The sequence below is a fragment of the Paenibacillus sp. 01T424 genome, from assembly GCF_056398745.1.
Map to the genome: position 1 here is coordinate 224,948 of NZ_JBFTPZ010000003.1, position 16,043 is coordinate 240,990.

At 43.7% G+C, this 16,043-nt stretch carries 19 protein-coding genes; 4 read left to right on the forward strand and 15 right to left on the reverse strand.

From position 1 onward, the window contains the following. Positions 1-26: 26 nt before the first annotated feature. Complete coding sequence (locus tag AC1DPK_RS04400) at positions 27-1,004, reverse strand: phosphotransferase enzyme family protein (protein ID WP_477509451.1); 978 nt, start codon at positions 1,002-1,004, stop codon at positions 27-29. A gap of 243 nt (positions 1,005-1,247) precedes the next feature. Here AC1DPK_RS04400 and AC1DPK_RS04405 point away from each other — a divergent pair, with 243 nt between their 5' ends. Further along, positions 1,248-2,276, forward strand: a complete 1,029-nt coding sequence (locus AC1DPK_RS04405; RefSeq protein ID WP_477509452.1) for a Leu/Phe/Val dehydrogenase — start codon at positions 1,248-1,250, stop codon at positions 2,274-2,276. A gap of 92 nt (positions 2,277-2,368) precedes the next feature. On the opposite strand, the gene AC1DPK_RS04410 is transcribed toward AC1DPK_RS04405, so the two are convergent. The 3 genes from AC1DPK_RS04410 to AC1DPK_RS04420 all read right to left on the reverse strand — a co-directional run bounded on the left by AC1DPK_RS04410 (position 2,369) and on the right by AC1DPK_RS04420 (position 4,680). Then, positions 2,369-2,872 carry a ferritin gene (locus AC1DPK_RS04410; RefSeq protein WP_076268034.1) on the reverse strand — a complete coding sequence of 168 codons (504 nt, stop codon included), beginning with the start codon at positions 2,870-2,872 and terminating at the stop codon, positions 2,369-2,371. A 93-nt stretch (positions 2,873-2,965) separates the two neighbouring features. Then, complete coding sequence (locus AC1DPK_RS04415; protein ID WP_076268035.1) at positions 2,966-3,187, reverse strand: DUF1450 domain-containing protein; 222 nt, start codon at positions 3,185-3,187, stop codon at positions 2,966-2,968. Positions 3,188-3,255: 68 nt separating this feature from the next. Further along, a complete protein-coding gene (locus AC1DPK_RS04420) occupies positions 3,256-4,680 on the reverse strand; it encodes a S41 family peptidase (RefSeq protein WP_441879248.1) in 1,425 nt (474 codons plus the stop codon). 276 nt (positions 4,681-4,956) lie between these two features. On the opposite strand from AC1DPK_RS04420, the gene AC1DPK_RS04425 reads away from it, so the two are divergent. Further along, positions 4,957-5,760: a Cof-type HAD-IIB family hydrolase gene (locus tag AC1DPK_RS04425; RefSeq protein ID WP_076268037.1), complete on the forward strand. Its 804-nt coding sequence runs from the start codon at positions 4,957-4,959 to the stop codon at positions 5,758-5,760. Positions 5,761-5,783: 23 nt separating this feature from the next. Then, on the forward strand, positions 5,784-5,969 hold the full coding sequence (locus AC1DPK_RS04430) for a cysteine-rich CWC family protein (RefSeq protein WP_441879250.1): 186 nt from the start codon (positions 5,784-5,786) through the stop codon (positions 5,967-5,969). Between the two features lie 57 nt (positions 5,970-6,026). Here the strand turns inward: AC1DPK_RS04430 and AC1DPK_RS04435 are convergent, their stop codons facing one another. After that, positions 6,027-8,453: a bifunctional diguanylate cyclase/phosphodiesterase gene (locus tag AC1DPK_RS04435; RefSeq protein WP_477509453.1), complete on the reverse strand. Its 2,427-nt coding sequence runs from the start codon at positions 8,451-8,453 to the stop codon at positions 6,027-6,029. A 179-nt stretch (positions 8,454-8,632) separates the two neighbouring features. After that, entirely contained in the window at positions 8,633-9,112 is a 480-nt protein-coding gene (fur, locus tag AC1DPK_RS04440) for a ferric iron uptake transcriptional regulator (protein WP_339207536.1), read from the reverse strand. A 227-nt stretch (positions 9,113-9,339) separates the two neighbouring features. Here fur and AC1DPK_RS04445 point away from each other — a divergent pair, with 227 nt between their 5' ends. Next, positions 9,340-9,588: a type B 50S ribosomal protein L31 gene (locus AC1DPK_RS04445; RefSeq protein ID WP_076268041.1), complete on the forward strand. Its 249-nt coding sequence runs from the start codon at positions 9,340-9,342 to the stop codon at positions 9,586-9,588. 89 nt (positions 9,589-9,677) lie between these two features. Here AC1DPK_RS04445 and AC1DPK_RS04450 read toward each other — a convergent pair whose 3' ends face one another. From AC1DPK_RS04450 to AC1DPK_RS04490, 9 genes are all read right to left on the reverse strand, one after another. Beyond that, positions 9,678-10,460 carry an SDR family NAD(P)-dependent oxidoreductase gene (locus AC1DPK_RS04450; RefSeq protein WP_441879255.1) on the reverse strand — a complete coding sequence of 261 codons (783 nt, stop codon included), beginning with the start codon at positions 10,458-10,460 and terminating at the stop codon, positions 9,678-9,680. Positions 10,461-10,499: 39 nt separating this feature from the next. Further along, positions 10,500-10,910, reverse strand: a complete 411-nt coding sequence (locus tag AC1DPK_RS04455; protein ID WP_477509454.1) for a DUF4265 domain-containing protein — start codon at positions 10,908-10,910, stop codon at positions 10,500-10,502. 39 nt (positions 10,911-10,949) lie between these two features. Then, positions 10,950-11,246, reverse strand: coding sequence for an antibiotic biosynthesis monooxygenase family protein (locus AC1DPK_RS04460; RefSeq protein ID WP_441879258.1), 297 nt, complete (start codon positions 11,244-11,246; stop codon positions 10,950-10,952). Between the two features lie 343 nt (positions 11,247-11,589). Next, the gene (locus tag AC1DPK_RS04465; protein WP_477509455.1) at positions 11,590-12,054 is read right to left on the reverse strand and encodes a DinB family protein; all 465 of its coding nucleotides are present in this window, start codon (positions 12,052-12,054) and stop codon (positions 11,590-11,592) included. Between the two features lie 25 nt (positions 12,055-12,079). Next, a complete protein-coding gene (locus AC1DPK_RS04470) occupies positions 12,080-12,589 on the reverse strand; it encodes a HugZ family pyridoxamine 5'-phosphate oxidase (protein WP_477509456.1) in 510 nt (169 codons plus the stop codon). A 19-nt stretch (positions 12,590-12,608) separates the two neighbouring features. After that, the gene (locus AC1DPK_RS04475; RefSeq protein WP_441879262.1) at positions 12,609-13,388 is read right to left on the reverse strand and encodes an ABC transporter ATP-binding protein; all 780 of its coding nucleotides are present in this window, start codon (positions 13,386-13,388) and stop codon (positions 12,609-12,611) included. A 1-nt stretch (position 13,389) separates the two neighbouring features. Beyond that, positions 13,390-14,367 (reverse strand): FecCD family ABC transporter permease, encoded by a 978-nt coding sequence (locus AC1DPK_RS04480; protein ID WP_076268081.1) that lies wholly within the window; start codon positions 14,365-14,367, stop codon positions 13,390-13,392. A 35-nt stretch (positions 14,368-14,402) separates the two neighbouring features. Beyond that, positions 14,403-15,398 (reverse strand): ABC transporter substrate-binding protein, encoded by a 996-nt coding sequence (locus AC1DPK_RS04485; protein WP_477509457.1) that lies wholly within the window; start codon positions 15,396-15,398, stop codon positions 14,403-14,405. A gap of 382 nt (positions 15,399-15,780) precedes the next feature. Further along, positions 15,781-16,014, reverse strand: a complete 234-nt coding sequence (locus AC1DPK_RS04490; protein WP_076268049.1) for a hypothetical protein — start codon at positions 16,012-16,014, stop codon at positions 15,781-15,783. Positions 16,015-16,043: the final 29 nt, after the last annotated feature.

Sequence of the window (16,043 nt, forward strand, 5' to 3'; positions counted from 1 at the left end):
CGATAAGATGAGTTTTTTTGTGACATCTACTCTAAATTTCTAAAATACTCCATCTTGCTGTCGATAAATCCATCATCAAAATCAGCTGCTCCGATCAACTCAGATTCACTGAAGCATAAGCTAAAGAGCCAAAGCTGTCTAAGCGCTACGAATATCGGAACCGCTTGAATATCATTTTCGCCTATAGATCTGATTTCTCTGTATCCGCAAATAAATGCATCCCAAAGACGTTCAACCTCTTCTTTATCGTGCCTGCTATGAATTTCTCTTGCCAGTCTAAACTCCGCAATGTCATAAGCTCGCCAGCCATAACCGCAAATATCAAAATCATAATGCGTCAATGTCCCATTTTCCGTAAAAGCGACATTCGTATTGCCATGCAAATCCCCATGACAAATTCCAAAGTCCAGTCCTGCTTTCAGATGGATGTTAAGCTGATCTTTTAAGCGCATAACCAGCTCATATAGAAATTGATAATCCTCTTTCCGATTTTCCATATGTTGCTTAATTATGCGAAGCGGATTGTCTATCAAATGCTCCAAATCGAGCTCTCCCCTTGTGTGCTCAGATGTGAAATCGTCGGCAGCTTGATGAATTTGAGCAACGGATGCGCCAAATAGACGACTGTCTTCTGGATGCTGCATTCGCTTTTCTTGACCATCAGCAAAACTAAACATTACTCCAAACTTTACACCCTCAGGGACCAAAAACTCATTAATAAATGTGCCGTCATTTTTCTCAATCGGTACGGACACGCTTATCCCTTTTGCATGAAGATCGTTTAATAAATCTAACTCAAAAGCAATCTCTGATTGGTTTCTCCGGTCCGCTCGGTACACTCTAAATATGTATTTGCCTTGCTCCGTCTCTAAAATATAAGTATCGTTCATCCCTCTCAGAAAATAGTGCAGACGAGCGGGTTCATGAATGCCATAGTGGACTTTAATATGCGACAATAACGCTTCGGTTGATAATAGCGAGTATGCTACAGGAAATAAATGCAAGGGTACCTCATCCTTTTTCATTATCTATTTTAAATCGTGAATTCATCCTAGCTGTTTGCAAATGATGAATCTATTCCATTCCACTATAACAAATTATTTGTGCCCGATCTGGTAGAGAATTACTATGATTAATTTTGCCCGCTTTATTGATGCGGCTGGGACACATGAAGTAGCTCATAATAGCAGCAATGAATACACTACATACAAGAAGCGCGACAGGCAGACCTCAAAGGAGGAATCCACTTGGATGTATGGAATCAAAGCTATGAGCAGCTCATCTTCCTCCAGGATCGTTCTATCGGTTTAAAGGCAATTATTGCAATAGACAGCACAAAGCTTGGTCCTTCCCTCGGCGGTTGCCGGTTTTGGCAATATGCCAGCGATGAAGCTGCTGTCCTCGATGCGCTGCGGCTAGCGCAGGGAATGACCTATAAATCAGCGATCTCAGGTTTGCCATTTGGCGGCGGCAAAGCTGTCATTCTAAGCCAACCCGGTCAAAGCTCGCGGGAAATATTGTTTCGGGCGCTAGGCCAGCATATTCAAAACCTGCAAGGAAGCTATATTACCGGTATGGATCTGGGTACAGATGTATCGGATATGGACTGGGTTCGCCTCGAGACACCCTATGTGACTGATGTATCAGGTTCGCTCGGAGCAGTAAATGATTTTACAGCTAAAATGACCGCATACGGCGTTTTCCTTGGCATTCAGGCCTCTCTCAAAACGGTTTACGGTTCCGAAAATATGCAGCAAAAAATCATTGCCGTTCAAGGATTAGGCAAAGTAGGTTATCAGCTATGCCGCTATTTAAAGCATGCGGGCGCAGAGCTCGTTGTAACGGACGTTGATTCAAAACGAGTGAAGAAGGTTGTCGAGGAGTTTGGGGCAATGCCTTGCAAGCCAAACGTCATTATGCGCATACCTTGTGATGTCTTCTCGCCATGTGCCTTAGGTGGCATCCTAAATGATTTTACATTAGGCCAGCTAGACTGCAGCATTGTTGCTGGGGCAGCGAACAATCAATTAGCCGAAAGCTGCCATGGCGAGAAGCTTCATGAGCTTGGCATTTTGTATGCACCGGATTATGTGATTAACGCAGGCGGCATCATCGTAACCTCTGTTGAGCTTATTGGCGGGGATGCTGCGACAGCACAGCAAAAGGTTGAGAAAATAAATGGTACACTGATGAACGTATTTCAAGCAGCTGACGAACATGGAATTTCAACCGCAGCAGCAGCCAATCGAATTGTGGAGCAATTGCTTAAGGGCTGAATAACCACTCGATCGAAAAAAGGGGATGTATCGAAAGTAGATTTCTCTACTTCCGGCACATCCCCTTATTATTCATTATTGCGGTGTCCAGCTTAAACTGCTGGAGGAGTGAAGGAACGTCCAGCGAACTCAGCATCAAGCATATAGAATGCATTGCTATCCTTGTCGATGCGTTTCAGCTTATGGATAATGTTATCAAACAACGCCTCTTCTTCAACCTGCTCATCGATAAACCATTTGAGGAAGTTGATCGTTGCATGCTCGCGATCGTTGATCGCAAGGTCAGATAAATTATAGAAACGTTTTGTATTTTGCTGCTCATGTCCGTAGCCTTGCTCGAAAGTGTCCAAAATGGAAGAGTATTCGTTATTCGGCTCTCCAAGAGCAGACAGCGTAGCACGACGACCACGGTCATTCAGAAACTTGTATATTTTCATTGCATGAAACCGTTCTTCCTCAGCCTGTACAATGAAGAAGTTAGCGAAACCATCAAGACTTTCACCTGAACAGTAAGCCGCCATTGCCAGATACACATGCGCTGAATAAAATTCAAAATTCATCTGTTCATTTAATGCTTCTGCTAATCCATCATTCATGCTTATGCACCTCAGCTTTCCTAGATTGTACTTATTCTAACATAAAAATAAAGAACGGCAAATGCCGTTCTTGTTAATTTATTGAAATTTAAGCTACCCGATCATTTTTTTCAATCGCTTATAGAGCTTCTCTGCGGACGGCGCGCTAACCGTCTTCGACTTGACCACGACGAAGCACTCTAGCTTGCAGGTTTTGCAATCGCCAAGGCAATCACTTTTTTTCTGCTTAATATCCGGATATCGATTTTTCATCGCCTTATAAACCGGCTCCAAACCGTTCTTGAGATTCCGTTTGCAATACTTAATCTTCTTCATAAGATACACCCCGCAGCGCAACGAAGGATTTGCTTCCTATTTGATGATAATGATTATCATCCCCGTTGTCAACTGCCGTTTTTGAGAACCTCTAACCCTTTAATCAGCTGACTGTCCTCGCGTCCAAGCTTCTCGCGTAGACGCTCCAGCAGCTTATACCCCGTTTTGTCATTGAAACTGCCCGTAGCCTCCAGCTTCTCGGCTTTTTGGAACTTAGTTAATGCTGCTGCTGTTTGTTTATCGAACATGCCTTCTTGTCCTGTAGGAGAATAACCGAGCTCCTTCAGCATCATCTGCAGCGTCTTTACATCCTCGCCATAGCTGCCTATCTTCATATGTGTACCAATCGCAAGCGGTCTTAGTTTCGTATATTCGGGAAGGGCTACTGCAAAATCCGGTGAAACGCCTGTTTTGTTAATCCAAGTGCCGCCCGGCGTCTTCCACTGCGCTTCCGTTAAGCTTAAGACAGAACCGTCCTTAAACTGATTAAAAGCTTGTACAACACCTTTGCCATACGTTTTTTCACCGACAACTGTTGCTCCCGCTGATTCCTTTAACGCAGCCGTCAGCACCTCGCTCGCGCTTGCAGATTGTCCATTCACGAGTACTACAATCGGCACTTTCCATTCCTTCTTCTGATCAGACTTATACGAAATCGTTTGCCGCTCATTTTTGTACACGACATTCAAAATAACCTTGTTTTTCGGTATAAGCTTGCTCGCAATCTTAATGGTTGGCTGCAGCAATCCCCCTGGATTGGATCGCATATCCAGCAACAATCCCTTAAGAGGCTGCTTCGCCTGCAGCTCCGTAATTGCAGCTTCGAATTCATCCGCAGTTTTCTCAGCGAAACGGCTAATCGTAACATGCCCGATACCGCCTTCAAGAAGCTCAGACGTTACCGTATGTACTGGAATAGCTTCCCGCTTCAGCTTTAATGTTATCGGCTCAACTTGATTCGGGCGCTGAATCTGCAGCGAGACTGATGTTCCTTCCTTGCCTCTAACAAGGCCAAGCAGCTCCTCAAACGTCTTTCCAGCCAGCTTCTGATTATCTACCGAGAGAATGATATCGCCCGTCAGTAAGCCGCCTCGCTCGGCTGGAGCTCCCTTCGTGAGCCCGGTAATGATGAACATGCCTTCCTCTTCGCGCAATTCAGCACCAATTCCATATATTTCTCCCTCATAGGACTGGGTATAGGCACTGCCCTTTTCCTCAGCCAAATACCGGGAATACGGGTCCTCAAGCGAGCCAACCATGCCTGCAATTGCTCCATTAATCAGCTTCTTCGGCTCAGCACCGTTTAAGTAGTCATTCATAATTTTGTTGTATGAAACCGTAAATTGCTTAAAGGTCGGCTCCTTGATCATCGGATACTGATTCCCCATCCAGAAAAACCCTATTGCAAAGCCAAGAGCAGTAAATAATACAGCTCCCATGACGCAGAGAGTCAGAAATCTTTGTTTTGCTGCCGCTGATGTAAAATAGTTCATCTGTTCATCTCCTCAAAAGTTTTACGAAGTAAAACTTACTTCGTAAGCATAAGCCTAGTTTTGTGAAGCAAAACTTACTTCGAAAGCATAAGCCTAGTCTTGAATGTCTGGATCATTTTAGCTACAATCAACCTAATCAAAGCGCAAACGGCCAACGCTGTCTTTGGCGGCGTCTGCAATCGTTTCGCTGCGAAATATAAGCCTAGTTATACATGTGGAACTTATAACTTCTTATATTTTAAATATAGAGAGCTGGAGAGGAGCTTCACCGCTAGTATGTATAAACTTATCGCGATTGATGTTGACGACACGTTATTAACGGATGACCTAACCGTAACGGAAGGAACGAAGCGTGCCATGGAAGCTGCTATTGCCCAAGGTGTAACGGTTACACTGGCAACAGGCCGCATGTTTGCTTCCGCTCAAAAAATTGCTAAGCAAATTGAACTCAATGTTCCTATTATTACCTATCAAGGGGCACTCGTCAAAACACTGCTTGATGGACAAGTCCTGTATGAAAGAAACGTACCGATTGATGCGGCTAAAGAGCTTCACGCTTTCGCTGAAGAGAACGGCTTGCACCTGCAGCTTTACGTTGACGATGAGCTTTACAGCACTCATGACAATGACAAAATCAAAGCTTATTCTAAGCTTGCCAATATCCCTTACAAAATAGAGCCTGACTTCAACAAATTGCTCGACTTTCCGATGAACAAAATGCTTATTATCGATGATCCGGCTCGCCTCGATGAAATCGCTGAGCAGCTTAAGCCTCTAATCGGTGATCGCGTGCATATTACTAAATCCAAAGCGCACTATTTAGAGTTCATGCATAAGGAAGGCACTAAAGGACATGCACTGAAATTTATGGCCGAGCATCTTGGCTGTACAATGGACCAAACAATCGCCCTTGGCGATGCATGGAATGATAATGAAATGATTATCGCTGCCGGACTTGGTGTAGCAATGGGCAACGCCATTCAATCTCTGAAGGACATTGCAGACTATGTAACGTTGTCGAATAACGAGGAAGGCGTTCGCCACGTTATTGAGAAATTTGTGCTTAACGTCACTGAATAACAAGCAAGGAGGCGACTGCATTCATGAATTGTCCCCTTTGCAATGGGCCAAACGATTGTGCTATGGAAGAAAACAATGCAGCGAAAGATTGCTGGTGCTTCCAGAAATCATTTCCCAGCACGCTTTTAGAGGCCGTTCCTGAAGAGCTCAAAAACAAAGCCTGCATCTGCCGAAATTGCTTAAGCAAAGCAGCGGAAGAACAAAATTAAGAAGCTGTCTCTGGAAGGTAATCACCTTTTAGAAACAGCTTCTTTTTTAAAGCTTGCTTATCGCGCTGGCACAAAAAAACGTTCTTCCACAGCACTTGCAGACAATGGCTTGCTAAAATAATAGCCCTGAATCTTTCTGCACGAATTGTCCGTTAAAATATCCAGCTGATCCTTCGTTTCAATTCCTTCCGCAATAACTTCCATATTCAAATGCATAGCCATCGCAATGATCGTTGAAACGATGGCTCTATCATCGCTGTTATTTGTAATATCACGGATGAAGGAGCGATCTATTTTAACTTTTTGAATCGGGAACATTTTCAAATAACTGAGCGAGCTGTAGCCTGTCCCAAAATCATCTAAGCTAATGCGAATACCATATTCATTCAACTGATTCAAAATGCTGCTGGACAATGCAGCGTCCATCATCATGCTTTCTGTTATTTCCAGCTCTAAATATTTCGGCTCCAATCCCGTTTCCTGCAGTATAGCCATAATATAATCCGCAAGTTTAGGCTGATGGAATTGTTGCGAAGATAAGTTGACGGATATAGGGATAAGCGGCCCTCCCTGTACATGCCACATCCGCATTTGTTTGCAGGCTTCGCGCAGTACCCATGTTCCCATTTCATAAATGAGACCGGTCTCCTCGGCAAGCGGTATAAAGACGCCTGGACTTAGTAGCCCCCTAGTTGGATGCTGCCAGCGTACAAGCGCCTCCATACCAATCATCGCACGATCCTCTGTTCGGATTTGCGGCTGGTAATGGAGCAGCAGTTCCCCTCGTTCGATCGCTTTTCGAAGATCGCCCTCTAATTCGATTTTTTCTTGCAGCACTCGGTCGAGCTCGCCAGTGAAAAATTGATAATCGTTTTTACCTTTTTTCTTCACCTCATACATCGCTGTATCGGCATTTTTGAGCAGCTGTACAGCATCCAGTCCATGGCTAGGGAACAGGGCAATTCCGATACTTGCGGACACATAAAAATCACTGTCCTTTAATCGATACGGTGCTTGGATGCAGCTGATGATCTGTTYCGCTAACCGCTTAATCGTGTCTTGCGTTTCATAATTGCGGCACAGCAGCGTAAACTCGTCTCCGCCCATGCGAGCAAGCATAACGTCTTGCCCTGCGATAGCTTGTTGAATGCGTCCGCTAACTTCCTGCAAAAACTGATCGCCGACCATATGCCCGAGTGAATCATTTATGATTTTAAAACGGTCGATATCAAGCACCATTACAGCAAAATGTGAATCGCTTGTACTGCTCAGTTCTATGGTCTCTGCAATCGCTTGATTAAATTTGCGACGATTCGGCAAACCTGTCAATTCATCATGAAAGGCTAAATGATTGACTTTCAGCTGTGCCCGCTTCTCAGCGGTTATATCTTTAAAAATAATATAGCTGCCTACGACTTCACCATCCACAACAACCGGTACATTAGCTACGTTGAGCTCAATTCTCATACCGTCAGCACGGATGATGGCGGTTTCGTGATTCAAAGTCTCCCCCTTAAAGGATCTTTGAAACATCTGTTTCACACGTTCTTGATCTTCATGCACAATAATCCCGCTTAACGAGGATATCGATTGATGCATAACCTGCTTGCTGCTGAAACCTGTTATCTTCAAAGCATTCGTATTATGGCTAGTCACACGGTACTGCAAATCAACAGACACGATGCCATCCTGGCTATTTTCGTATAAGGACTTGTACCATTTTTCATTTTGTTCAATTTCTGAGTCCTTATGGGCAAATCGCTTCGATATATAGATCCCAAACAAAGATAATCCAAGTGTAAAAAATATACCTAACGCAATAATGTAGGCCAGCCACGTTTGGTCCAAAATAACGCCAAGAAACAAAGCAGTCTTATTGCTGGTATGAAAATTAGCTGCGATCATTCCCGTATAATGCATGCCAACTATCGCAGCCCCCATAATAGCGCCGCTTCCAAGCTTTTTCCACCATTGTCCTTTCTGTCTATCCTTACGGAAATAAAACGATAGCCAAAGAGCTGCAATGGATGCGACAAACGCAATAAGAATAGAGAGCATAACGATAATCGGATTATAGGTTATATGTATAAGCATTGCAGACATGCCAACATAGTGCATGATCGTAATGCCTGTGGCAAGCAATAATCCGCCAGCTAGCAATTGCGATCTCGAAAGCTCACTTCGGCCGACAACATACAGCGCAGTAAAAGCCGCTCCAATCGCTGCAATTACCGAAATAAGCACGATAACCAAATCATATTTTATAGGGAAAGGAAGCTTTAACGCGAGCATGCCGACAAAATGCATCGACCAGATTCCCATCCCCATAGAAGCCGCTCCAAACATCAGCCAGCTTAGCTTTGTGCTTCCTTTGGAGGTGCTCACTCTTCCTGCAAGATCCAGTGCTGTATATGAAGCCATGACTGCTATAATATAAGAGAAAATAACTAATAAACTATCATAGGTTCCATGAACATGCTCCATTAAATCCCCTCTATTCTATGTAAGATGTTTATCTGCGAGAGCATTCTTATATTATACAATAATGTTTTGAAACATTTTTGAAAATTTCGATGATGGCTAGACATGCAACGACCGCATAACTAAACAAAAAAGAGCCTCTCCCACATAGTGGAGAAGCCCTTCTTATAACCTTTATGAAGTTAAGATACAGCTTTATTTCTCCGTTTGCATTGGCCCTTGCTGCATGACTTATAGTTGCCTGTAAAATCAAGCCGATGATCCGTCACTTTAAAGCCATACTCCCGTTCAATTCGCTGCTCAAGCTCGAGCAGCCAATCCTCTTTAATTTCTGTCAGTGAGCCGCATTCATCGCATATTAGATGATGATGCATATGCTCATGATCCTCACCGCGAAGATCATAGCGGGCTACACCATCCCCGAAATTCATTTTCTCAACAACATGAAGCTCAGCGAGCAGTTCGAGTGTCCGATATACAGTCGCTAGACCGATATCAGAGTTTTTCTGCTTTACGAGCATGAAGACACCTTCTGCACTCAAGTGATCCATTTCGTTCTCAAGCAGCACTCGCAATATAATCTCACGCTGAGTTGTCAGTTTATATCCGTTCGCCATCAAATGTCGATTTATTCGATCCGTTTCTGCTGTGATGTTTAACATGCAAAGCTACCTCCTTTTATTGAAAAGCCAGTACATGAATGCATTTCACTTTATGTAAAGGCTTACTTTTAGAATGATTATAATTTAATGGTAGTATACTTTTGCGAAATTAGCAAATACCATATATTAATAAGTGTTTAACCATACTCCTTGACATAAAAATCGTATTTCGAGTATGATACAAAAATAGTTATTCGTAACAATTACAAATAAAAGGAGAGAACAAAATGAAAAGTGGCATACATCCCGTTTACCATCAAGTATTGTTTTTTGATGTGAGCAGCGGCTACAAATTTTTGACGGGCTCAACCAAATCGTCCAATGAAAAAATGGAATGGGAAGACGGGAATAGCTACCCAGTCATTCGCGTAGATACAAGCTCCGCTTCGCATCCTTTTTATACAGGCAAACAACGCAATACCGATAAAGGCGGACGAGTTGACCGCTTCAACCAACGATTCCAACAAAAGAAATAAAAAGCAAGTAATAATAATAGCTCCAAACAGAACCGTTCAATGCGGCAATCTGTAAGGAGCTTCTTTCGTTTCTTATTACAGCAGACAGACTACAGCACCGTAGAAATGCCACCATCAATATTTACAGACGTACCCGTTACGAAAGATGCGGCTTCCGAAACGAGAAAACCGATAACATTTGCTGCTTCCGACGCCCTGCCAATTCGACCCAAAGGTATCCCATGGCGCTTGTCCGCTGAGAATTCATCCCAGCTAAGCTCAGGGCTCGCAGCTTGCCACATCCGCTCGATTTGTGCGCTGCGAATCAGCCCGATGCAAACTGCATTTACACGAATTTGATCCACAGCCAGATCCTTGCTCATCGCTTTGGTCAGTGCAAGGCCTGCGGCGCGGCTAACGGAGGTTGGGAGAGAGGAAGCACCCGGCGTTTTCCCGCCTATAGCTGTCACGTTGACGATAGCTCCTCCACCTGCTTTACGCATATATGGAAGTACCGCACGCGCAAAATGAACTGCTCCGAGCAGCTTCAAATCGAGGTCCGCTGTCCATGCATCAGTCTCCACCTTCTCAAAAGGCTGCGCCGCAGAAACTCCTGCGTTATTCACAAGAATGTTGACACCGCCAAAGTGTGCTGCCGTTTGCTCAACCGCTCTTGCGGCATCTTCCGGCCGACTTACATCCGCGCTGATTGCCAACGCTTCTTTGCCTGTTCGTTCCTTTATAAGTGCTGCCGCGCTGCGCAGAGACTCCTCCTCCCGTGCAACAATGGCTACCTCAGCACCTTCCTCTGCCAGCAGCAATGCTGTTGCTAGTCCAATTCCTTTGCTCCCGCCTGTAATGAGTGCGATTTTTCCTTTTAGCCCAAGCTCCATCTATAACTCCTCCTTCTCTGCTGCTTTATCGTTTAAACTTTACTTCCCAACTGCTTTGATTACCTTTTGTACCTCATGGTTTATATCAATTTCTGAATGAGCAGGCAAATTTACAATAAAAATACCGCCAAACACTTGCTGCGACTTGCCTTGGCACTCTCGAATTTTATTTTTTAATAGTTTAAGCTCTAATGAATAGATAACTTCTTTGCTTAGCAGCCAATTATGCCTGGTGAACGTTGATTTCTCTATCGTTTCTATGTACATGGATACATCCTTGAATGCTCTTACGCGAATAACGTCTCCAAAGGCAACATTTTCAGTAAATACAGGATTCTCCTCAATGCGATACAGGTCATCACCCAGTTGTACAACGTCCAGTATCTCGACCTCTTGACCTATACCATCGAAGCAAAGATGTAACGGAATAAAATCTTGAATGCTTCTCACCTCTATATTTATTTTCAGTGATGGCTCTTACCATTCACTCTAGCTAATATCCACATTCGTATAATGCTCCACCGATGGAAATGGATCATAGAAATGATGCAGCAGACTTTTCCACTCCAAATATTCCGCCGATCCGCGAAAGCCAACGGTATGATCCTCCAGCGTTTCCCATCTTACAAGCAATATATATTTATTATTCTCTTCTAAGCATTTCTGAAGTTCATGACTGACATAACCGTTCATGCTAGAGATAATTTTTGATGCGGCTTTGAAATTGCTTTCAAATTGTTCGGACAGCCCTGCCTTAACCTGCAATGAAGCAACCTCTAATATCATGACAGCAACTCCTTGTTTTATATCTAGTTTTAGCAATAGCCTTGCAATCCTAATTATGATGTTATGTATATATTATAAGTGGTACTGCAAATAAGGCAAAGAGTAAATCAAATGATAGAATATCTTGTTTTCCAAACTGTCTAATCGCTCCATGTGTCCATAATTTTCAGAGCGAGTTCAATTTAATCGATTCTTCCCCTACAAATTGCGGCATCATTTACCGAAATCACCTGCGACCTTTACTCTTAATCCGTATTTTCCGTCATGATCCGACATTTGTATTTGACTATTATTTCATAAAAAAAAGCCCCAGAGAGTGGTCTCTGAGACTTCAATCGTATCCCTAAGTAGCTGGCTCCTCTTTAGGAGCGCATTTTTGAATAAGCGAGATTTGGCCTGCATGGATGCCGGTATGGTACATTAAACGGCCAACAGCCTCAAGCGGCGTTGAGGGGCCGATCGGACAGTCCACGATTTGATGCCATTTCTCCTCTGGAAGCTCTTTCATTGCATCCATAAGATGATTGTTGGAGGATTCAAGCAGCTCAATAAGCTCCTGTAAATTATCGTAGGTTGCTTTGCTCCCAGCAGCACCTCTGCTTGTAGAGATCTGCAATCCCTCCGGCATGCCTTTCCCGAAGAACCAGTCTGCGAACATATATTCAACCTCAGCGTTATGTCGAAGCATATAGCCAATGGAGGATGCTCCAAGCTGTAAAGACAAATCCTGCTCCGGCAATGCTTTGACCGTTTTGTGGAATCTTTCTTGAATAGCACGCCAAATAGGCAGTACTGTTGTGATCGTCATAATAGCGTCCGCTCCTCTGCTCTTATTAAGCTTTCTTCGCTTGTGCATGCCCATCTCTTGCAACATGCTCAAATTTCTCGCCTGACAAGTCGATATCGTAAGCCTGACCGAAGCCTGCTACATAACGACCTTCCGAAGCCATCAGCTCAAACAAAGAGAAATCGAGGCCGCGAAGCATGCCTATCATGTTTTTGCCGAAGGTTTGCTCAAACCGTTCAAATATCTCAATATGCCCTTCATTGCCGATATTAACCGCATTACAAACGAAGCGAGCACGCTGCCTAGCAAATAAATTTGTAGTCTGCGACTCATCCTCCAGCAGCATAACGTCCACTGATGGATTGGCTTCCATGTACCGGAAATGATGAGCGATTCTGCTAATATAAATGTAGAGCTTTCCGTTGAACTTCACAAAGGGAGCATAGGAAACAAAAGGTTTTCCCTCATCGTCGATTGTACCGAGCACGACAGATTTCAAGCTTTCCGTAAAATTCAAATAATTCACCTTAATCATTTCAATATCCATCGCCTTCATTCGTCATCCCTCGCTTTTTTTATAAAACTTTTTTTAATACGTGAATTCGTGGACTAGCGCTTTCCGGCATTTGTTGAATTTCTGTTTCCACACCGTAGACACTGCGAATCAGCTCCATCGTAAAAACATCCTTCGGCTTGCCAAATACATGTTTATCCCCATTCTTAATCACACAAACTCTATCGCTATAAGCGGATGCATGGTTCAAATCATGCAGCACCATTATAACCGTCAGCTTCAATTCACGATTTAGTCTTCGCACAAGTTCGAGCACTTCCAGTTGATGTGCGATGTCCAAATAAGTAGTGGGCTCATCGAGTAGAAGCACCTTAGGTCTTTGAGCGAGCGCCATAGCAAGCCATGCCTTCTGTGCTTCTCCACCAGAGAGGGATACGATGAGTCTGTCTTTAAACTCCAGCATGCCCGTCTGTTCAAGCGCCCAATGTACGACCTTATAATCTTCGGCATCCAGACGCTCATACCATTTCTTATGAGGAATTCGCCCATAACCAACCAATTCCTCTACTGTCATGTCAGACGGACTGACGTTCTTCTGACAAAGCATGCACAGCATTTGCGATACTTGCTTCGTACTAAGCGAGCGAATCTCTTGATCGGCAATACAGACGCGTCCGCTTTCGCAAGGAATCATTCGAGATACAGCCTTCAAAATAGTCGACTTTCCCGAGCCGTTTGGTCCAATAATGGATACCACTTCTCCCTCATTCACATCGAGAGAAAAGTCGCTCACTATTGTACGATCCGCGTAACGAATATTCAACGATTGGACCTTTAACAACTTAGACCCCTCCTTTTCGCATCAAATAGAGGAAGTACGGACCTCCTGCCAATGCCATGACGATACCTGCAGGCACTCCTACAGAGCCGAAGGCAGTCCGCCCAATTGTATCTGCCACTAAGAGAAGCAGTGCCCCAAGTATTAAGCTAAGCGGCAACGTGTGGCGATAATTTGTGCCAATTAATAAACGAGCCATATGTGGCACAATTAAACCAATAAACCCAACAAGACCTACTGTCGACACTGAAACAGCGGCTAAGTACACCGCCACAAAAGACAAAATCAAGCGGCTTCGATTAAGGTTTTGCCCCAAGTTATGTGCTACTTGCTCGCCTAAACGTAATATATTCGCTTGCCGAATACATAGAATCGCGGCAATCCATCCAATAATCGAATAGGGCAATATCATGAGCACATCGCCCATTCCTTTGCCTGCCAAACTTCCGTTCATCCATGCAAGTGCACCAGGCAGCTTATCGCTGTATTTGATAGAGAGCAGGCCGATCATTCCTCCAAATACCGCATTTACGGCGACACCCGAAAGAATGATGCGTACAGGTGTAAAACCTGTTTGCTTGTTCCATGCCCAAGTATAAACCATTCCGGCAGCAATACCGCCGCCAATTATTGCAGCTAACGGAATAAACGATGAATAGCTAGGCATGACTAGCATAATAAATAATACGGTAACCGCTGCCCCGGACGAAACACCAGTTAGCCCCGGGTCTGCCAGTGGATTTAACATAACTGCTTGCAGCAAAGCTCCCGATGCAGCAAGGTTCGCGCCGATTATCAAAGCAAGAAATACTCTAGGGATTCGAATATCCCAAAGCACAGAATTTGCCGCTTCATTCCCATTGCCTAGTATCGCTTGAAAAGTAGAAGCTAGATCAAATCTTGCACTACCAAGCGCAACTGAGAATAAAATAGCCACAATCAGCAACAAAAATGAGAGAGCTAGAAGCGTGGTCGTTCTCATTTTTTTATTATCCGTCACCTCTAAGCTCCCTTTCATTAGTTATACAAAATTTTCGCCATATCTTGGTATGCATTTGGTGCATTTACTAACGAAGCTACTCCATATAAGCTATAATCAAGTGCAATCAGCTTGCCGTTTTTAAATGCGTTCAGCTTCTCCCAAGCTCCGTTCTTCTTCACATCATCTTCAAGCTGCTTCGTAACAGCAGAAGGATCACCATGAGCAACTAGCAAAATAATATCTGGATTAGCCGTTACGATGCTTTCCATATCAAGTGGTACATAAGCATCTTCTTTTTTCAATACTTCTGATAATACGTTTTTTGCTCCTAGCTTCTTCGCCAAGCTGCCTACAAAAGTACTATCGTTCATGAACATTAATGATTCAGCAGAACCGAATAGAACCATTACGCTTGGAGCATCTTTGCCTTCGGAAAGCTTAACAGCTTCCGCCTCTTGTTCGCTCAGCTTCTGCAATACTTCATTCGCTTTATCTTCTTTCCCGTACACTCGACCTAGAACTACCGTGCTGAGTTTCAACTCGTCTAAGGAGTCCGCAGGCAAATAAGCTGTAGGTAAATTCGCTGGTTTAAAGGATTTATCCAAACTATCCTTAATGGAGCTTGGTCCAAGAATGACACCAGGCTGCAGCTTTGCAATTTGCTCTAGATCCGGCTGATGAGATGAGCCGATGCGAGGCAGGTTAACGAAAGCTTCTGGCAATTTGTTCTTCGTCGTTGGAACACCGGCTGTCTCAATTCCAAGCTCATTTAGAAGCTCAGCAATAGCTACTGATATGGTTACCGTTGATGATGGAACTTGGTTATTGAACTGTGCAATCAGTTCCGCTGCTTTTGTTTCATCTACTTCTATTTTAGAATCAGACACAGGAGCTTCCGTTGCAGCCGAGCTTGGCTGCTCTGTTGCTGTGTTTCCAGTCACCTGTTCTGGCTTATTTACATTGTTTCCGCATGCTACCGTAGTCGCTAATAATAAAGTCATAATACCAATCTTCCATCCTGCTCGTTTCACTTTATTTCCTCCTGTATGATAATGATAATTAGTATCATTATATTGATACCGTTTCTCATTATACAGCGAATGAAAATCATTTTCAATTAATATTTTCGCTAAACTTTTATTTATTTAATTGTGTGGTTATTTCCCCATCTCCCTTCAGACATCCTCTTTGATTCCCATGCTAAAGATAAAAATATCGAAAATAACCCTACGTACATTCGTCTCATCATACGCTAATCAAAATAAAAAAATGCCAAGGGCAGCTGCTCGCTCCTTGGCATCCTTTTGACTCCTAATCTCAGATCTAATTATTAATTCCCCTTAGCCTAGCTGCAACCATGCAGCTCTTCCGAACCATGCATGTCCATGTTATTGACATCCTTGCTCTATTTGATTACGCCTGCATGACAGATTGAGATGCTTTCCCATACGGCTCCGCCAAAAAATAAGTGAAATCCTCGCGTTTATTCAAAAACTGCTCATATTGCACCAAAGCGATCTCATCATCCGGGTTTGTCTCCAAGTAGATTTCCAATTCCGCAATCGTTTCCTCAATTTCAAGTAGGATGTCCCTGTGGCTATGGCTCATCTGTGTACTTAGCTGTAAAGGCTTCCTTGCTTCGTTCAACTTATATGCCTCCTGTTGCCCTATTCTAT